Annotated in this window: 12 protein-coding genes; 7 read left to right on the top strand and 5 right to left on the bottom strand. The window is 68.9% G+C overall.

The genetic code is table 11. The annotated features are described in order from the left end of the window. The first annotated feature begins 31 nt into the window (after nucleotides 1–31). From KF892_19540 to KF892_19520, 5 genes are all read left to right on the top strand, one after another. Nucleotides 32–661 (top strand): ubiquinone biosynthesis protein, encoded by a 630-nt coding sequence (locus KF892_19540; protein ID MBX3627218.1) that lies wholly within the window; start codon nucleotides 32–34, stop codon nucleotides 659–661. A gap of 78 nt (nucleotides 662–739) precedes the next feature. Further along, on the top strand, nucleotides 740–2,908 hold the full coding sequence (locus KF892_19535; GenBank protein ID MBX3627217.1) for a hypothetical protein: 2,169 nt from the start codon (nucleotides 740–742) through the stop codon (nucleotides 2,906–2,908). A 25-nt stretch (nucleotides 2,909–2,933) separates the two neighbouring features. After that, nucleotides 2,934–3,482: a hypothetical protein gene (locus KF892_19530; protein MBX3627216.1), complete on the top strand. Its 549-nt coding sequence runs from the start codon at nucleotides 2,934–2,936 to the stop codon at nucleotides 3,480–3,482. Between the two features lie 21 nt (nucleotides 3,483–3,503). Continuing rightward, complete coding sequence (locus KF892_19525) at nucleotides 3,504–8,654, top strand: DNA repair ATPase (GenBank protein MBX3627215.1); 5,151 nt, start codon at nucleotides 3,504–3,506, stop codon at nucleotides 8,652–8,654. A gap of 5 nt (nucleotides 8,655–8,659) precedes the next feature. After that, a complete protein-coding gene (locus KF892_19520) occupies nucleotides 8,660–9,340 on the top strand; it encodes a nuclease (GenBank protein MBX3627214.1) in 681 nt (226 codons plus the stop codon). Between the two features lie 7 nt (nucleotides 9,341–9,347). Here the strand turns inward: KF892_19520 and KF892_19515 are convergent, their stop codons facing one another. Next, nucleotides 9,348–9,827, bottom strand: coding sequence for a carboxymuconolactone decarboxylase family protein (locus tag KF892_19515; protein MBX3627213.1), 480 nt, complete (start codon nucleotides 9,825–9,827; stop codon nucleotides 9,348–9,350). Nucleotides 9,828–9,830: 3 nt separating this feature from the next. After that, on the bottom strand, nucleotides 9,831–10,778 hold the full coding sequence (locus KF892_19510; GenBank protein ID MBX3627212.1) for an RNA polymerase sigma-70 factor: 948 nt from the start codon (nucleotides 10,776–10,778) through the stop codon (nucleotides 9,831–9,833). Nucleotides 10,779–11,021: 243 nt separating this feature from the next. On the opposite strand from KF892_19510, the gene KF892_19505 reads away from it, so the two are divergent. After that, entirely contained in the window at nucleotides 11,022–11,615 is a 594-nt protein-coding gene (locus KF892_19505; GenBank protein ID MBX3627211.1) for an OmpW family protein, read from the top strand. 147 nt (nucleotides 11,616–11,762) lie between these two features. After that, nucleotides 11,763–12,962, top strand: coding sequence for an insulinase family protein (locus KF892_19500; protein MBX3627210.1), 1,200 nt, complete (start codon nucleotides 11,763–11,765; stop codon nucleotides 12,960–12,962). 12 nt (nucleotides 12,963–12,974) lie between these two features. On the opposite strand, the gene KF892_19495 is transcribed toward KF892_19500, so the two are convergent. The 3 genes from KF892_19495 to KF892_19485 form a co-directional block, all read right to left on the bottom strand. Continuing rightward, a complete protein-coding gene (locus KF892_19495; protein ID MBX3627209.1) occupies nucleotides 12,975–13,403 on the bottom strand; it encodes a YciI family protein in 429 nt (142 codons plus the stop codon). 115 nt (nucleotides 13,404–13,518) lie between these two features. After that, a complete protein-coding gene (locus tag KF892_19490) occupies nucleotides 13,519–14,100 on the bottom strand; it encodes a 5-formyltetrahydrofolate cyclo-ligase (protein ID MBX3627208.1) in 582 nt (193 codons plus the stop codon). A gap of 64 nt (nucleotides 14,101–14,164) precedes the next feature. Next, on the bottom strand, nucleotides 14,165–15,517 hold the full coding sequence (locus KF892_19485; GenBank protein MBX3627207.1) for a prolyl oligopeptidase family serine peptidase: 1,353 nt from the start codon (nucleotides 15,515–15,517) through the stop codon (nucleotides 14,165–14,167). Nucleotides 15,518–15,624: the final 107 nt, after the last annotated feature.

The following is a 15,624-nucleotide window of genomic DNA, read 5'->3' as shown; positions in this document are numbered from 1 at the left end:
GCCCGGCGCAGGCCTGAACTGGAGGAGGGAAATGGGAAGCTTCTTCGATGCCGTGACCAGCTACCCCACGGCGATCTACACCGCGTTGCTGGGCGCGGTGCTGTTCTATTGGGTGCTGGCCCTCGTCGGCCTGGTCGATTTCGACTCCTCCGGGTTCGACCTCGACCTGCAGGTCGACGGCGCCGTCAACGACATCGGGTCGCTGGCCGGCTTCGTGATCGCCTTCGGCCTCGACGGCGTGCCCTTCTCCATCGTCGTCAGCCTGCTGGTGCTCGCCTCGTGGACGCTGAGCTGCCTCGCGGGCATGTGGCTGCTGCCGCTGGTGCCCACCGCCCTGCTCGGCTTCGTGGCCGGCACCGGCGTGCTGCTCGGCAGCTTCGCGCTCGCGCTGCCCATCACCGCCCGCCTGCTGCGCCCCACGCGCAAGCTCTTCGTCACCCACAACGCCGTGTCGAACGGCGGCCTGGTGGGCCAGCCCTGCGTCGTCACCACGTCGACCGTGGACGAGCAGTTCGGCTACGCCGAGGTCAAGCGCCGCGGCGCCGGCCTCAACGTGAAGGTCTGGGCGCGAAGCCCCAACACCTTGACCAAGGGGTCGAACGCGCGCCTCGCCGAGTACGACGCGGCGGGCGAGCGGTTCCTCATCGAACCCGAACTCTGAACCACCTCGTCTCGATTTCCTGTTGTCTGTCTGTGTCGCTTGTTTGTGTCGCTTGTTTGTGTCGTCTAGGGAGAGCTCATGACACCCATCTACATCGCCGTCGGCTTGCTGGCCTTCTTTCTGCTGGTGCTGTTCGCGCTGTTCGCCAAGTTCTACCGCAAGGTGGAGCAGGGCTACGCGCTGATCGTCAACACCTTGCGCGCCGAGCCCGACGTCACGTTCACGGGCCGCATGGTCTACCCCATCATCCACAAGGCCGAGCTGATGGACATCTCGGTGAAGACCATCGAGATCGACCGCTCGGGCCAGCAGGGCCTCATCTGCAAGGACAACATCCGCGCCGACATCAAGGTGAAGTTCTTCGTGCGGGTGAACAACATCGCCGGTGACGTGCTGAAGGTGGCGCAGAGCATCGGCTGCGAGCGCGCCTCCAGCCAGGACACCATCGAGGAACTCTTCTCCGCCAAGTTCTCCGAAGCGTTGAAGTCGGTCGGCAAGCAGATGGAGTTCGTCGACCTCTATCAAGACCGCGCCAACTTCCGCGAGCGCATCCTGCGTGCGATCGGCGAAGACCTCTCGGGCTACCGCCTCGACGACGCCGCCATCGACTACCTGGAGCAGACGCCCATCGGCAAGCTCGACAGCAACAACATCCTCGACGCCCAGGGCATCAAGAAGATCACCGAACTGACGGCGACCGAGCATGTGCGCACCAACGAGCTGCGCCGCAACGAGGAGATGCAGATCAAGAAGAAGGACGTCGAGACGCAGGAAGCCCTGCTCGAACTCGAACGCCAACAGGCCGACGCCGCCGCCCGCCAGGCACGCGAAGTGGCGTCTGTGCGCGCCCGTGAAGAGGCCGAGACCGCCAAGGTGCAGGCCGAGGAAAAGACCAAGTCGGAGCTGGCCCGCCTGCAGGCGCTGCAGGCCGTCTCGGTGCAGCAGGAAAACGTGCAGCGCGAGAAGGAAGTTGCCGAGAACAACCGCAAGCGCGCCGTCGCCATCGAAGAGGAAAAGGTGATCCGCGCCCGCGAGCTGGAAGTGGTCGACCGCGAGAAGGAAGTGACGCTGCAGCGCATCGAGAAAGACAAGGCCGTCGAGGTGCAGAAGAAGGCGATCGCCGACGTGATCCGCGAGCGCATCGTCGTCGAGCGCACGGTGGCCGAGCAGGAAGAGGCCATCAAGGACGTGCGTGTGGTGGCCGAGGCCGACCGCACCAAGAAGTCGACCATCATCATGGCCGAGGGCCAGGCCGAAGAGAAGCTGGTCATCGAGGTGAAGGCCGCCGAAGCGCAGGAGCGCCGCGCTCGCCACAAGGCGACCGAAGAGCTCACGCTGTCGGAAGCCAAGCTCAAGGTCGCCGAGCGCGAAGCCGAAGCGAAGAAGCGCGAAGCCGAAGGCCTGGAAGCCATCACCGCCGCGCCGGGCCTCGCCAGTGCCAAGGTGCAACTCGCTTCCGCCGATGCGCGTGAGAAGCAGGGCATGGTCGACGCCAAGGTCGAGCTGGCCAAGGCCGATGCCGTGCTCAAGACCGGCCAGGCGCAAGCCAGCGTGATCCAGGCGCAAGGTCAGGCGAAGGCCAGCGCCGTCGAAGCCGATGCGCTGGCGCAGGCCACCGGCTTGCGTGCCAAGTTTGAAGCGGAAGCGCAGGGCAAGGAAAAGCTCGGCCTGGCCGAAGTGGCGGTGCGCGCCGCCGATGCCGACGCCGCGCTCAAGGCCGGCCAGGCCGACGCGCAGGTGGTGGAAGCGAAGTTCAACGCCGAGGCCAAGGGCCTGCGCGAGAAATTCGAGGCGATGAAGGCGATGGGCCCCGAGACCCGCGCCCACGAGGAATACCGCATGCGCCTGGAGATGGCGCACACCGAGACGCTCAAGGGCATCGACGCGCAGACGCACATCGCGAAAGAGCAGGCCGAGGTACTCGGCACCGCGCTCGCCAAGGCCAACATCGACATCGTCGGCGGCCAGGGCGACTACTTCGAGCGCTTCGTCAATGCCATCTCGGTGGGCAAGAACATCGACGGCACCATCGCCAAGAGCAACACGCTGCAGGTCGCGTTCAAGGACCAGCTCGCCGGCAAGCGCGACGTGGTCGGCGATCTGCGCGACATCGTCGGGGCGCTTGGTAACTCCACCGGCGAGCTGCAGAACCTGAGCGTCGCCGCCTTCGTCGCCAAGGTGATGAAGGAAGGCAGCGAAACCCAGAAGACGGCGCTGCAAAACCTGATGCAAGGCCTGCGCGTCTGAGCGCAGGCCACGGAGGGAGACCGAGATGATGAACCTGCGCTGCGGCTGCGCCGCCGCTTCCACCGACTTCGCCGCCATCGAGCTGGCCGACGAGCTGCAAGCCCTGCAATGCGAGGCCTGCGAGGGCACCGCCCTGAAGCTCGACGACTACCGCCGTTGGCGCGTGCGCTCGCCGCAGCCATTGGCGAGCGACACCATCGCCCTGCTGCAGGACGACGACGCCGACTCGCGCGTGCGCGCCTGCCCCAACTGCGCCCGCCTGATGCAGCGCTACCGCCCGAGCACCGAGCTCGAGTTCTGGATCGACCGCTGCTCGCCCTGCCAACTGGTGTGGTTCGACCGTGACGAGTGGAAAGCCCTGGCCGACCTGGGCCTGGCCGGCCGCCTGCGCAACGTGTTGACCGACGCCTGGCAACGCCAGCTGCGCGACGAGGAAGTCGACCGCCAGCGCGAAGCCGCCCTGCGCGCCCGTCACGGCGATGCCTGCATGGACGAGATCGACCGCATCCGCGCCTGGCTCGCAACGCAACCCCAACGCGAAGAACTGCACGCCCTGCTGCGCGCCGGCTGGTAAGCCGCACGACCCCGACGCACGATGCACGCACCCGACCCCACGGACGCCACCACCGAGCAGATGGTGGCCGACAGCGGCAGCTACGAGCTGCTCAAGAAGCGCCTCGCCACGCTGGGCGACACGCTGCTCGCGCAGACGCAGTCGCTCAACGCCGCGCGGCTGGAAGAGTTCGGCCAGTCCGAGCAGGCGCTCATCCTGCGCACCCGCGCGCGCACCGAGAACAACTGCGTGGCGCGCGACATCGTGCGCATCGGCGACCTGCTGGTGTTCGGCTACAACGTCTTCATCGGGCTGCGCAAGGAAACGGCGGTCGGCGACGTGTTCGCGCTGTACCGCCTGCCCGCCGAGGGCAGCGACGAGCTGGCCGCCGTGCCGCTGGCCGGCAGCTTCCTCGATGACCCGCGTTTCCTGTCCGACTTCCGCGAGCTCTATTCGTACTACAAGCAAGCGACGTTGCTGCAGCTGCGTGTCACACAAGACAAGCTGCTCGCCGCGTTCCAGATCGGCCAGCAACTCCACGACGTGCGCGTCTTCCGCTGGCACATCGAACGCGACGGCTCGGTGCGCTACACCGACAACCGCGGCGAGCGCGACATCGCCCTGCCCGCCAGCCACGACTTCGAGTGGACGCCCACCACCCGCGAGCACCACGTGGGCGGCAAGCACCCGCACATCAACATCCTCGACACGGTGTTCGTCGAGACGGTGGGCGGCGACCTCACCGTCAAGGTCGAAAACAACACCGAGACGGGCCTGGGCGTCTACAGCGAGCCGGTCGACGACCGCACGCAGTCGCTCACCGATGCCGAGGTGTCCTACGCGAAGCTCGGCCTCCTGATCCTGCTGCGCATCCGCCCGTACCGCGAGACCACGGTGCGGCACCTGGTGTTCAACACCCGCACGCAAGGCGTGGAGCGCATCGATGCCATCGGCGGCAGCTGCATCCAGCTGCCCGAGGATCACGGCATCCTCTTCCCGGGCGGCTACTACCTGCAGTCGGGCGAACACAAACGTTTCGACCTGCCACACGACATGGTGAGCGCGCTGCGCTTCAAGCGCATGCTGCGCTCGCCCAACGGCGAAGACGTGCTCTACGTTTTCTACCAGCCAGGTTCCGGCCAGTACGCGCTCTTCAGCTACAACCTCATCAACAAGACGCTCAGCACGCCCATCGTCGCCAACGGCTACGCGCGCTTCGACGACGGCCGTGTGCTCGTGTTCCAGGACGAGCGCGGCGAGCCCACCCGCGTGCACCCGATGCAGCTGTGGCAAACGCCCTTCGCCAGCGAAGAGCATGCGAGCGCGCAGCCGGTGGCGAGCGGCTTCTACGGCCGCATCGGCAATGCGGAGCTGGTGCGTGGCGTGGCCGAGCTGATGGGCATCGCGCGTGCGGTGCGCGAGCAGGCGCCGACCAAGGCGGCGTATGAAGACCTGATCCGCCAGTGCACGCGTGTGGCCGATGCCTACTTCTGGCTCGATGCGCCCGAAGCGGGCGGCCTGCAAGGACAGCTGAAGCAGATCACCGAGGCCTCGCGCGCCACGCTCGCCGAGTTCGAGAAGGTCGACGCCATCCGGCGTGAAACGGCGCGGGCACTCGCACAGGCCGAGGCCGAGCAGCGGGCGCTGGGCACCGACATCGCCAGCACGCTGTGGCGCCAGCCGAGCGACTTCGTGGGCGCCCTCACCCGCCTGCGCGAGCAGCGCGGCAAGTTGCAGATGCTCAAGGAGCTGCGCTACGCCGACCTGCCGCGCATCGCCGCGATGGACGAGGAGCTGCAGGCCGAGCAGCAGCGTGTGGGCGAGCGCGCCATGCGCTTCCTCGCCGCCGACAACGCCTTCGACGGCCAGCGCGAGGCGCTCAACAAGCTCGCCGCCGAGCTGCCCGCCGCCAGCACCACGCCGATGCTGGCCCAGCTGCTCGACGCGCTCGACACCCAGGCGCAAGGCCTGGACCTGCTCACCGAACAGCTCGGCAACCTGCCCGGCGGCGATGCCGTCACCCGCACCGCCATCCTCGACCGCATCTCGGCGCTCTACACCGACATCAACCGGCTGCGCGCCGATGCCCGCAACCGCCGCAAGGCGCTCGGCACCGCCGAGGCCACCGCCGAGTTCGGCGCGCAGTTCAAGCTCTTCGGTCAAGCGGTGGAAAACGCGCTCGAGTTCGCTGACACGCCCGAGAAGTGCGACGACGCGCTCACCCGCCTGATGGCGCAACTGGAAGAACTCGAAGGCCGCTTCGCCGAGCAGGAAGGCTTCCTCGCCGACATCGCCGCCAAGCGCGAGGCGGTGTACGAAGCGCTCTCGTCGCGCCGGCAGAGCCTCGTCGACGCACGCCAGGGCCGGGCGCAGGCGATGGGCGCGGCGGCCGAGCGCATCCTCGATGGCATTCCCCGCCGGCTGGCGCAGCTCAACGAGCTCACCGAGGTCCACAGCTATTTCGCGGCCGACGCCCTGATCGCCAAGCTGCGCAAGCTCATCGACGACCTGCGTGCGCTCGGCGCCGCCGTGGCCGCCGACGACCTGGCCACGAAGCTCAAGACCGCGCAAGACCAGGCCCTGCGCAGCGTGCGCGACAAGCGCGAGCTGGTGGCCGATGGCGGCCACACGCTGCGCCTGGGCCGGCATGCCTTCACCGTCAACCGGCAGCCGCTGGACCTGACCCTCGTCGTGCACGATGGCCAGCCCCTCTTCCACCTGACCGGCACCGACTACCACGCGCCGGTGAAAGACCCGCGGCTCGACACCCGCTCGGCCGCGTGGCAGCAGTCGCTCGCCTCCGAGACGCCCGCGCTTTCACGCGCCGAATACCTCGCCGGCCTGATGCTGCAAGACAGCCTCGAAGGCCGCGGCGACCTCACCTGGCACGAGGTGCAGAAACGCCTGGCCGAAGGCCCCGAGGGCCAGGCCGCACTGCTCGACCACACCCGGCGCTACGCCGCCCCGCGCTATCAAGAGGGCTACCAGAAAGGCGTGCACGACGACGATGCCGCGCGCCTCTTCGCCACGCTGGCCACGATGCAGTCCCAGGCCGGCCTGCTGGCCTACGGCCCCACCGAGCGTGCGCTGGCGGCGCTCTACTGGCACCACAGCCGCTTCTCATCGGAGCGCGAATCCCTGCAGCGCCGTGCCCGCGCCGCGTGGCAGATGCAGCAGCTCTTCGCAGTGCGCGAGCCGATGCAGGACCTGGAAGCCGAGACCGCCACCGCCCTGCAGGCCTTCGCCGCCGAGTTCTCGCCTGACCTGACCGGGCCAGGCGACGAGCACCTGCGCACCCTGTGCGCGCAGTCTGCGGCGTATCTCGTGCGCCAGCTCGCCGCTGAGCGAGGGGCGGAGAGCTGGGTGGTGTCGGGTGCGGGCGAAGACCTCGCCACCGCCCTGCACCGCGAGCTGGAGCGCAACGGCCGCCTCGCCGACTGGCAGCGCGACCTCGACGCCGCCACGCCGCCCGAGCGCTGGCGCCTGGCCCGCCAATGGGCCCGCGCCTATGCGCAGACCCAAGCGCCCGCGGCCCTCACCTGGGCCGACGATGCCGCCAGCCTGCTCGCCCTGCCCGCCGCCCGCCAGCGCATCAACGCCACGCTCGATGCCACGCTCACCGGCCTGCTCGGCGAGCACCCGCGCATCGTCGACGGAAGCCTGTCGCTCAACCTCAACGACTTCTGGCGCCGCTTCCTGCACCACCAGGCGCACGACCTGCCCGCGTTCAACGCGCTGCAGGCCTTGCGCCACGAAGTGCTGGCGCAGGAGAAGGCGCGCCTGCGCCTCGGCCAGTTCCAGGCCAAGCCGCTGTCGAGCTTCGTGCGCAACCGGCTGATCGACGAGGTCTACCTGCCGCTGGTGGGCGACAACCTCGCCAAGCAGCTGGGCGCGGCCGGCGACCAGGCCCGCACCGACCGCATGGGCCTCTTGCTGCTGATCTCGCCCCCGGGCTACGGCAAGACCACGCTGATGGAGTACGTGGCCGACCGCCTCGGCCTCATCTTCGTGCGCATCAACTGCCCCGCGCTCGGCCACGGCGTCACCGCCATCGACCCCGCCACCGCGCCCAACAGCGCAGCCCGGCAAGAGCTCGAGAAGCTGAACCTCGGCCTCGCGATGGGCAACAACGTGATGCTGTACCTCGACGACATCCAGCACACCAACCCCGAGTTCCTGCAGAAGTTCATCGCACTCGCCGACGGCACGCGCCGTATCGAAGGCGTGATCGACGGCGAGACGCACAGCCACGACCTGCGCGGCAAGCGTTTCGCCATCGTGATGGCGGGCAACCCGTACACCGAGTCGGGCGACGTCTTCAAGATCCCCGACATGCTGGCCAACCGGGCCGACATCTACAACCTGGGCGACGTGCTCTCCGGCCGCGAGCAGCTCTTCGCGCTCTCCTACGTGGAGAACTGCCTCACCGCCAACCCGGCGCTGCTGCCGCTCGCCTCGCGCGACCCGAAAGACGTGCAGCTGCTCGCCGAGCGCGCGGCCGGCGCCGAAGTGGCGAGCAGCAGCTTTGCGCACAGCTACAGCGGGGTCGAGCTGGAAGAGCTGACCGCGCTGATGCAGCGGCTCTTCCGCGCACGAGACCTGCTGCTGAAGGTCAATCTCGCCTACATCGAGTCGGCCGCGCAGCAAGACGCCTACCGCACCGAGCCAGCCTTCAAGCTGCAGGGCAGCTACCGCAACATGACCAAGCTCGCGGCCAAGATCACGCCGCTGATGCGCGACGACGAGCTCGATGCGCTGCTGCGCGACCACTACCGCGGCGAAGCCCAGACGCTCACCACCGGCGCCGAGGAAAACCTGCTCAAGCTCGCGCACCTGATCGGCAACCCGACGCCGGCCGAGCGGCAACGCTTCCGCGACATCTGCGACGAGTACGTGCGCCGCCGCAAGCTCGGCGGCGACGACGCCGACGGCAGCACCCGCATCGCGAGCACCCTGCTCGACGTGTCGCGCGCGATCGAGACGCTCAAGCCCGAAGCCCCCAACGACGAAGGCCGCCGCATGGCCGAGGCGCTGCTGGAGCTGTCGGTCACCTACCGCAAGATCATGCTGCCGCTGATCAGCGCCACCGAACATCGCCTCAAGCTCGACAGCTCCATCCGCGACGAGGTGGAGCGCGTGGGCCGCGCGCTCGAAGACGTGAAGCGCGGCAAGAAGCCAGAACCCAAGGCCTGACGACGATGGACGAGCTGCTGCGCGAGATCGAGGCCACGATTGCCGACGAACGACTGAGCGACGAGGAAAAGCGTTCGCTGACCCAGGCGCTGCGCGAGGCGTCGCCCCCGGAAGACGGCCTGCGCCAGCTGCGCAACCGCGCCTTCGACCTGGTGCGCTCGCGCAGCGAAAGCCCTGACCAGCTGGGCCTGCTCAAGTGGCTGGAAGGCGTGATGCGGGCGCTCGACGTCGGCCGGCTGCCAGCGGGCACCGTGCGCTCGCAGGCGCACTTCAGCCCTGGCACCGCCTGCCTCTCGGCCATCGTGCAGCAGCTCCGGTCGGCCCGGCGCAACCTCGACCTGTGCGTCTTCACGCTCTCCGACGACCGCATCACCGACGAGGTGCTGGCCGCCCACCGCCGCGGCGTGGCGCTGCGCTTCATCACCGACAACGACAAGGAGTTCGACGCCGGCAGCGACGTCGCGCTGCTGCGCCAGCGCGGCGTGCCGGTGGCGGTGGACCGCACCCCGGCCCACATGCACCACAAGTTCGCGCTCGTCGACGAGACCTGGCTGCTCAACGGCAGCTACAACTGGACGCGCAGCGCCAGCGAGCACAACGAAGAGAACCTCATCGTCACCAACGAGCCCGGGCTCGTGCGCAGCTTCCAGGCCCAGTTCGACACGCTCTGGGCCAAGCTGCGCTGAACACGCCTCAGGCGAGCCCCGCCTTGTCGAGCCCGAACGCCTTGTCGTGCGAGCCCGGCACGCCGCGGAAGCCGACATTGATGCGGTTCCAGCCGTTGATCGCCATCACGAGGAAGCTCAGGTCCGACAGCTCCTTCTCCGACAGCTGCGTGCGCACCTTGTCGTAGGTGGCGTCGTCGACGCCGTGCGGGCCCAGCGTGGTGAGCGCTTCGGTCCACGCGAGTGCGGCCCGCTCGCGCGGTGAGAACAAGGTCGACTCGCGCCAGATCGCGAGGTGGTGCAGGCGCAGCGGGCGTTCGCCGTGGAGCGTGGCCTGCTTCACATGCATGTCGACGCAGAAGCCGCAGCCGTTGATCTGCGAAGCGCGGATCTCGATCAGGTGCTGGATCGTCGCCTCGATCGCGCCACCCTTGGCCGCGGTGCTGAACTCGAGGAACTTCTTGAAGAGTTCCGGCGATTGCTGCATGTAGTTGATGCGCTGGGTCATGAATCACTCCTGTGGGTCGATGGAAAGATCTCCATGCCCACTAGACGCACCAGGGCCCGCGCTTGTGACAGCCGCCGCGATGCGCGCCAGCTTGTCGGGGTTGCGCTGCACGCGGATGCGCAGGATGCGCTCGCCGTCGGTCTCGTAGGTCTGCGCCGACTCGAGCACCCCGTCGATGAAGCGCAGCAGGCCCCACTCGCCGTTGAGCCGCACGAGCTGCACCCGCTGGCGATTCCGCAGCTTGCGGTGCGCCGCGTAGAAGAGCTGCGCGATGCGTTGCCCGCCTTGCAGTGGCTTCGGGAAGGCGAGCACCTTGCCGCCGCCGTCGCCGATCAGCTCGGCGCCTTCGGCGAGCATCGCGCGCAAGGCGCTGAAGTCGCCCAACGTCATCGCCTGGGCGAAGCCGCTCAGCAGCCGGTGGTGCATGTCGGGCGTCACGCGGTAGCGCGGCCGCTCCTCGGTGAGCTGCTTCTTCGCGCGGCTCACCAGCTGCCGGCATGCCGGCTCGGCCTTGCCGACCATGCGAGCGACCTCGGGGTAGTCGACGTCGAACACCTCGCGCAGCAGGAAGGCCGCTCGCGCCTCCGGCGACAGCCGCTCCAGCAGCATGAGGAAGGCGACCGAGAGGTCGTCGGCGCGCTCCAGCACGTCCTGCGGGCTGTCGGCCGTTTCGGTGAGCATCGGTTCGGGCAGCCACATGCCGGCGTAATGCTCGCGGGCCACCTTGGTCGCGCGCAGGCGATCGATGGCCAGCCGCGTGGTCACGGTGACGAGCCAGGCCTCGCCGTTGTCGGGCGGGCTCGCCTGCGCGTCGTGCCAGCGCAGCCACGCGTCTTGCACCACCTCTTCGGCCTCGGCCACGCTCGCGAGCATGCGGTAGGCGATGCCCTGCAAGCGCGGGCGCAGGCGTGCGAACACGGCAGTCGGGTCTTCGGCTTGGCGTGGGTTCATCGGAGCAGGTTCTCGTGGTGGGCGACACGGCCAGCGCAGCGGGGTGCCACCGAGCGGCCGTCGCGATTCTTCATCGCTCAGACGTTTTGGCCACCCGTCCTGTGACATCGAAGGTCTCTTGACCTGCCGCAAACCGCGGCGCCCGCCTCGATTGATGCACCGCAACATGCACAAGGAGTAGGGGCATTGAAATCACCGACGAGGACCTCTCCCTCAGCAGACGATAGACAACAAACCATGAACATGAACAAGACCCTTCTCGCCGCCCTCGCCGCCACCACCGCACTCGCCACCCCGCTCGCCGCCCAGGCCCAGGACGGCCCGTTCCTCGTGCGCCTGCGCGCCGTCCACCTCGACAGCGCCAACAAGGACAGCACCGGCCTCGACCTCAGCGTCAACAACAAGGTGATCCCCGAGCTCGACCTGAGCTACTTCTTCACGCCGCAGATCGCCGCCGAGCTGATCCTCACCTACCCGCAGAAGCACACGCTCAAGTCGGGTGGCACCGAGATCGGCTCGCTCAAGCACCTGCCGCCCACCCTCACCGTGCAGTACCACTTCACGCAGCTGGGCACCGTCAAGCCCTACCTCGGCGCGGGCGTGAACTACACGCGCTTCTCGGCGGTGAAGCTGCCGGCCGGCGTGGACATCGAGCGCAACAGCTTCGGCCTCGCGGTGCAGGCCGGCCTCGACGTTGCCGTGGCGAAGAACGTCTACCTCAACTTCGACGTGAAGAAGGTGCAGATCCGCACCGACGTGAGCTCGGGCGGCACGACGCTCGGCACCTTCAAGGTCGACCCGCTGCTGGTCGGCGTGGGCGTGGGCTACCGCTTCTGAGCCCAACCTCGCGCCCCGCGGGTGAAGCGGGGACCTGAGATCATCGGGGCCTGTCCCATCTGGCCACGCCCCGCCTTGACCTCGTCCACCGCTCCCACCCCTGCCCTGCACACCCTCGCCAACGGGCTGCGCATCGTCGCCATCCCCATGCCCTGGCGGCAGACGGTGAGCCTGAGCGTCTTCGTGCGCACCGGCAGCCTGCATGAGACACGGCTGCAGAACGGCATCAGCCACGTGGTCGAGCACATGGCCTTCAAGGGCACGCAAAGCCGCGACTGCCAGCGCATCAACCTCGATGCCGAAGCGCTGGGCGCCGAGGTCAACGCGCACACCGACAAGGACCACACCGCCTTCCACATCGAAGGCCTGCCGCGCGACCTGCCGACCTTCATCGAGCAGATCGCCGACATCGTGCGCCACAGCACCTTCCCCGCCGACGAACTGGAGCGCGAGCGCCAGGTGATCCAGCACGAGTTCACCGAGTTCGAGGAAGACCCGGTCAACATCGCCTTCGACCTCTTCGACAAGGCCAGCTACGGCGACCAGCATGCCGCCGGCCGCCCGGTGATCGGCAACCGCGCCAACATCAAGCGCTTCACCCGCGACGACCTGCTGGCCTACGTGCAGCAGCAGTACACCGCGTGCAACGTGGTGGTGACCGCCGCGGGGCCGGTGGACGAGGCCGCGCTCGTGGCCGCCACCGAGCGCGCCTTCGGCGACATGCCGCGCGGCGAGCCCAACACCGTGGCCGCGCCCGTGTGGCACGGCGGCGTGAAGCTGCGGCGGCTCTCCGGCAGCGCGCAGTGCCAGATCGTGCTCGGCTTCGAAGCGCCTTCGCTCGCCGACGACACGCACATCGCGTGGGTGCTCGCCGCCGCGCTGCTCGGCGAAGGCATGAGCTCACCGCTGCTCGACGAGATCCGCGAGCGGCGCGGCCTCGCCTACCAGGTGGGCTGCTCGGCCGACGTGACGCCGCTGGCCGGCCAGTTCGTGATCGACGCGGCCACCGAGCCGGCGCAGGGCGAAGCCTTCATCACCGAAGTGGCCCGCCTGCTGCACCAGCACGCCGACCGCGCCGACCCCGAGGGCCTCGCGCGGGCGCGCAACCAGATCAGCGTGCGCGCCCTGCGGGCGCTCGAGCAGCCGGCCAAGCGCATGGAAGTGGCGGCGCAGGAGCTCTTCACCTTCGGCCGCCTGCGCGACACGAGCGAGTGGCTGGCGCGATTGCAGGCCGTGCAGGCGCTCGAGGTGCAAGGCGTCTTCCAGCGCATGCTGGCCAGCCGCGCCGCCGTCGGCCTGTCAGGTAGCGTGCCGGCCAAGCTCAAGGAACACGCCGCCCGCCTCTGAGGCGGCAGGGCCTCAGACGGCGTTGCCGCCCAGCTGCTGGCGGATGCGGTCTTCCTGCGCGTGCAGCTCGGGCGTCATCGCCTCGCCGAAATCGGCCGCCTCGAAGAACGGGCGGATCTCGATCTCGGAATCGCTCTCCATCGGGTTGGGGCAGCGCTTGACCCACTCGACGGCCTCGGCCATGTCTTTCACTTCCCACACCCAGTAGCCGGCGATCAGCTCCTTGGTCTCGGCGAAGGGGCCATCGATCACCGTGCGGTTCTGGCCCGAGAAGGCCACGCGCTTGCCGCGCGAACTCGGATGCAGGCCGTCGCCGCCCTTCATGATGCCGGCCTTGACCAGCTCTTCGTTGTAGGCGCCCATCGCGGCGAGCAGCTCGGTGCTCGGCATCTTGCCGGCTTCGGACTCGGGGCTGGCCTTCACGATCACCATCACGCGCATGTCGTTCTCCTGTGGATTGGTTGAGCGAGCCGGGGCTGGAAATGGGTGGCTCTGATCACACGACGCACGGGCCGGCCGGGAATCGACACGACAGCCGAAAAAACTTTTCATCCGCTCAGGTGCCGGGCCGCTGCCACATCACGCCTTCTTCGGTGAGCATCACGTCGACGGTGAGGTCGTCGGGCTCGGCGCGCAGCAGTGGCAGGAAGCCGTGCGCGTAGCCCACGCCGATGGTGAGCGGGCGCGGGTTCAGGCTCTCGATGGTGCGGTCGTAGAAGCCGCCGCCGTAACCGAGGCGCACACCGCCCGGGCCATAGCCCACGCAGGGCAGCAGCAGCAGGCCGGGCCTGAACTCGTCGGTGCCCTTGGGCTTGGGGATGTCGTGCGCGTCGAGCTCCATCTCGCAGCCGGGGAACCACACGTGGAAACGCAGCTCGCCGGTGCGTTTGTCGGTGACGGGCAGGCCAATGCGGCGCGGCGAGCCTTCGGGCCCACCTTCGCTCCAGCGGTAGAGGGCGGGGAGCGGGTCGAACTCGCCCTTGATCGGCCAGTAGGCGCCGATGGTCGATTCCTTGCGGCTCACGAGCCACGCACGCAGCACCTGCTGCAGTTGCACGGCGCGCTCCAGACGGTCGGGCAGCGCCTGGCGGGCGGCGATGAGCTTGGCGCGCAGGGCGCGGCGGTCTTCGGGGGGCATGCGAGTCTCTTTCTTGGAAGGCCGCCGGCATTGTGCAGGAGCCGCCCTGCGCGACCACCCTCGCTCACGCGCGGAATTGCCTTTGCGCAAACGCCCAGGCGAGGCGCGACGCATCGGGCCCGCGGCTGTCGCTGTAGGGCTTCTTCGCGGCGCCGCCGCTCCAGGCATGGCCGAGCGTGTCGACCTCCACCAGCGACGCCACGTCGCGGCTGCGGCGCTTGTGTTCGGTGATCGTCATCGCGTGGCGCTGGCCGCGTTGCACCCGCCGCGATTCGCTCGCGGTGGCACCCGCCGCATCGGCCCAGAGGTTGACCGTGGCGCTCGCGTTGCGCGACGAGACCACGCGGTCGTGCGCCCCGTGGATCACCATCAGCGGCGGCAGCACCTCGCTCACCGCCAGCGGCGTGAGCATCTGCCGCCCGCGCATCGCGCGCACCGCGGCAGCGCTGGAGTCGGCCGAGCCCGGGGCCACGCCCGAGTGCATCACCACCGCCTTGAAGCGCGCCGGGTGGCGCGTGGCCAGCAGCACCGCCATGCTCGCGCCGGCCGAGAGCCCGCACAACGCCACCCGCGTCACGTCGGCCGGGTAGAAGAGGGCCACCTGGTCGATCGCCTTCAGGATGAGCGCCGCCTCGCTGTAGGCCCGCCCCGAGCGCGTCTCGAACCAGTTCCAGCAGCCCTGCGGGTTGGCCACGCGGTCCTGCTCGGGGTAGAGCACGAGAAAGCGCTCACGGTCGGCCACGCGGTTCATGCGGGTGCTGACGGCGAAGCTGCGCGCGTCTTGCCCGCAGCCGTGCAGCATCACCATCACCGGCACCCGCTCGGCGTAGTGCAGGCCCGGCGGCCGGTAGAGGTGGAAACGCAGCAGGCCCGACAGGCCGACCGCCACGCCGGGCAGCCAGTCGCCGGGGCCGGGCGGCGGCTTGTGCTTGGCGGCCGCCGCCTTCGCCACATGGCTGGCCACCTGGCCGATCTGCTGCCGGCTTTGCTTCAGGCCCGCGTTGAGCCCGGCGCGTGTCCACACGCCGAGGCTGCGCTCGAACGACTTCGCCCAGGCGCTCGCCAGCGTGCGTTTGGCCACGCGGCGGCCTCCCGTGCGTGCGTCGGTAGCGTCTGTAGCGCGGGTTACTGGGTCGCGTCCTTGGCCGCGTCCTTCGCGTTCTCGCGGTGGTGCTTGGCCTTGGCCTTGTGGACCTTCGCCTTGGCCTTGTGCACGGTCTTCTCCGGCTGGTCGGACACAGCGGCCTTGGCGTTCTCGGCACCCTGCTTGACCGTCTCGGCGGTGGCCTTGCCGGTTTCCTTCACGGCAGTGCCGACCTGCGCGAACGCGGTGCCGGCGGCGAACAATGCGGCGAGTGCGAGGGTCAGTGCTTTCTTCATGACATTCTCCTGATGGACCTTGCGCGCCGATCCCCATGACCTGCGCTGCACGGCACGCATGCTGCCTGTTGCAGTGCGCAAGCAACGTCAGCCGGAGCAGGCGTGGGCTGTAGGACGGCGCCGCAAAGCGGCCCCACCGCACCG

Origin of the sequence: Rhizobacter sp. (assembly GCA_019635355.1) — a bacterium.
Classification (GTDB): Bacteria; Pseudomonadota; Gammaproteobacteria; order Burkholderiales; family Burkholderiaceae_C; genus Rhizobacter.
Note: the sequence above shows the minus strand (reverse complement) of the source record. Positions and strands in the feature narration are given on the sequence as shown.

Bases quoted from the DNA above. Each gene is read 5' to 3' on its own strand.
- KF892_19540 (MBX3627218.1), top strand. From the start codon at position 32: ATGGGAAGCTTCTTCGATGCCGTGACCAGCTACCCCACGGCGATCTAC.
- KF892_19535 (MBX3627217.1), top strand. From the start codon at position 740: ATGACACCCATCTACATCGCCGTCGGCTTGCTGGCCTTCTTTCTGCTG.
- KF892_19530 (MBX3627216.1), top strand. From the start codon at position 2,934: ATGATGAACCTGCGCTGCGGCTGCGCCGCCGCTTCCACCGACTTCGCC.
- KF892_19525 (MBX3627215.1), top strand. From the start codon at position 3,504: ATGCACGCACCCGACCCCACGGACGCCACCACCGAGCAGATGGTGGCC.
- KF892_19520 (MBX3627214.1), top strand. From the start codon at position 8,660: ATGGACGAGCTGCTGCGCGAGATCGAGGCCACGATTGCCGACGAACGA.
- KF892_19515 (MBX3627213.1), bottom strand. From the start codon at position 9,827: ATGACCCAGCGCATCAACTACATGCAGCAATCGCCGGAACTCTTCAAG.
- KF892_19510 (MBX3627212.1), bottom strand. From the start codon at position 10,778: ATGAACCCACGCCAAGCCGAAGACCCGACTGCCGTGTTCGCACGCCTG.
- KF892_19505 (MBX3627211.1), top strand. From the start codon at position 11,022: ATGAACAAGACCCTTCTCGCCGCCCTCGCCGCCACCACCGCACTCGCC.
- KF892_19500 (MBX3627210.1), top strand. From the start codon at position 11,763: ATGCCCTGGCGGCAGACGGTGAGCCTGAGCGTCTTCGTGCGCACCGGC.
- KF892_19495 (MBX3627209.1), bottom strand. From the start codon at position 13,403: ATGCGCGTGATGGTGATCGTGAAGGCCAGCCCCGAGTCCGAAGCCGGC.
- KF892_19490 (MBX3627208.1), bottom strand. From the start codon at position 14,100: ATGCCCCCCGAAGACCGCCGCGCCCTGCGCGCCAAGCTCATCGCCGCC.
- KF892_19485 (MBX3627207.1), bottom strand. From the start codon at position 15,517: ATGGGGATCGGCGCGCAAGGTCCATCAGGAGAATGTCATGAAGAAAGC.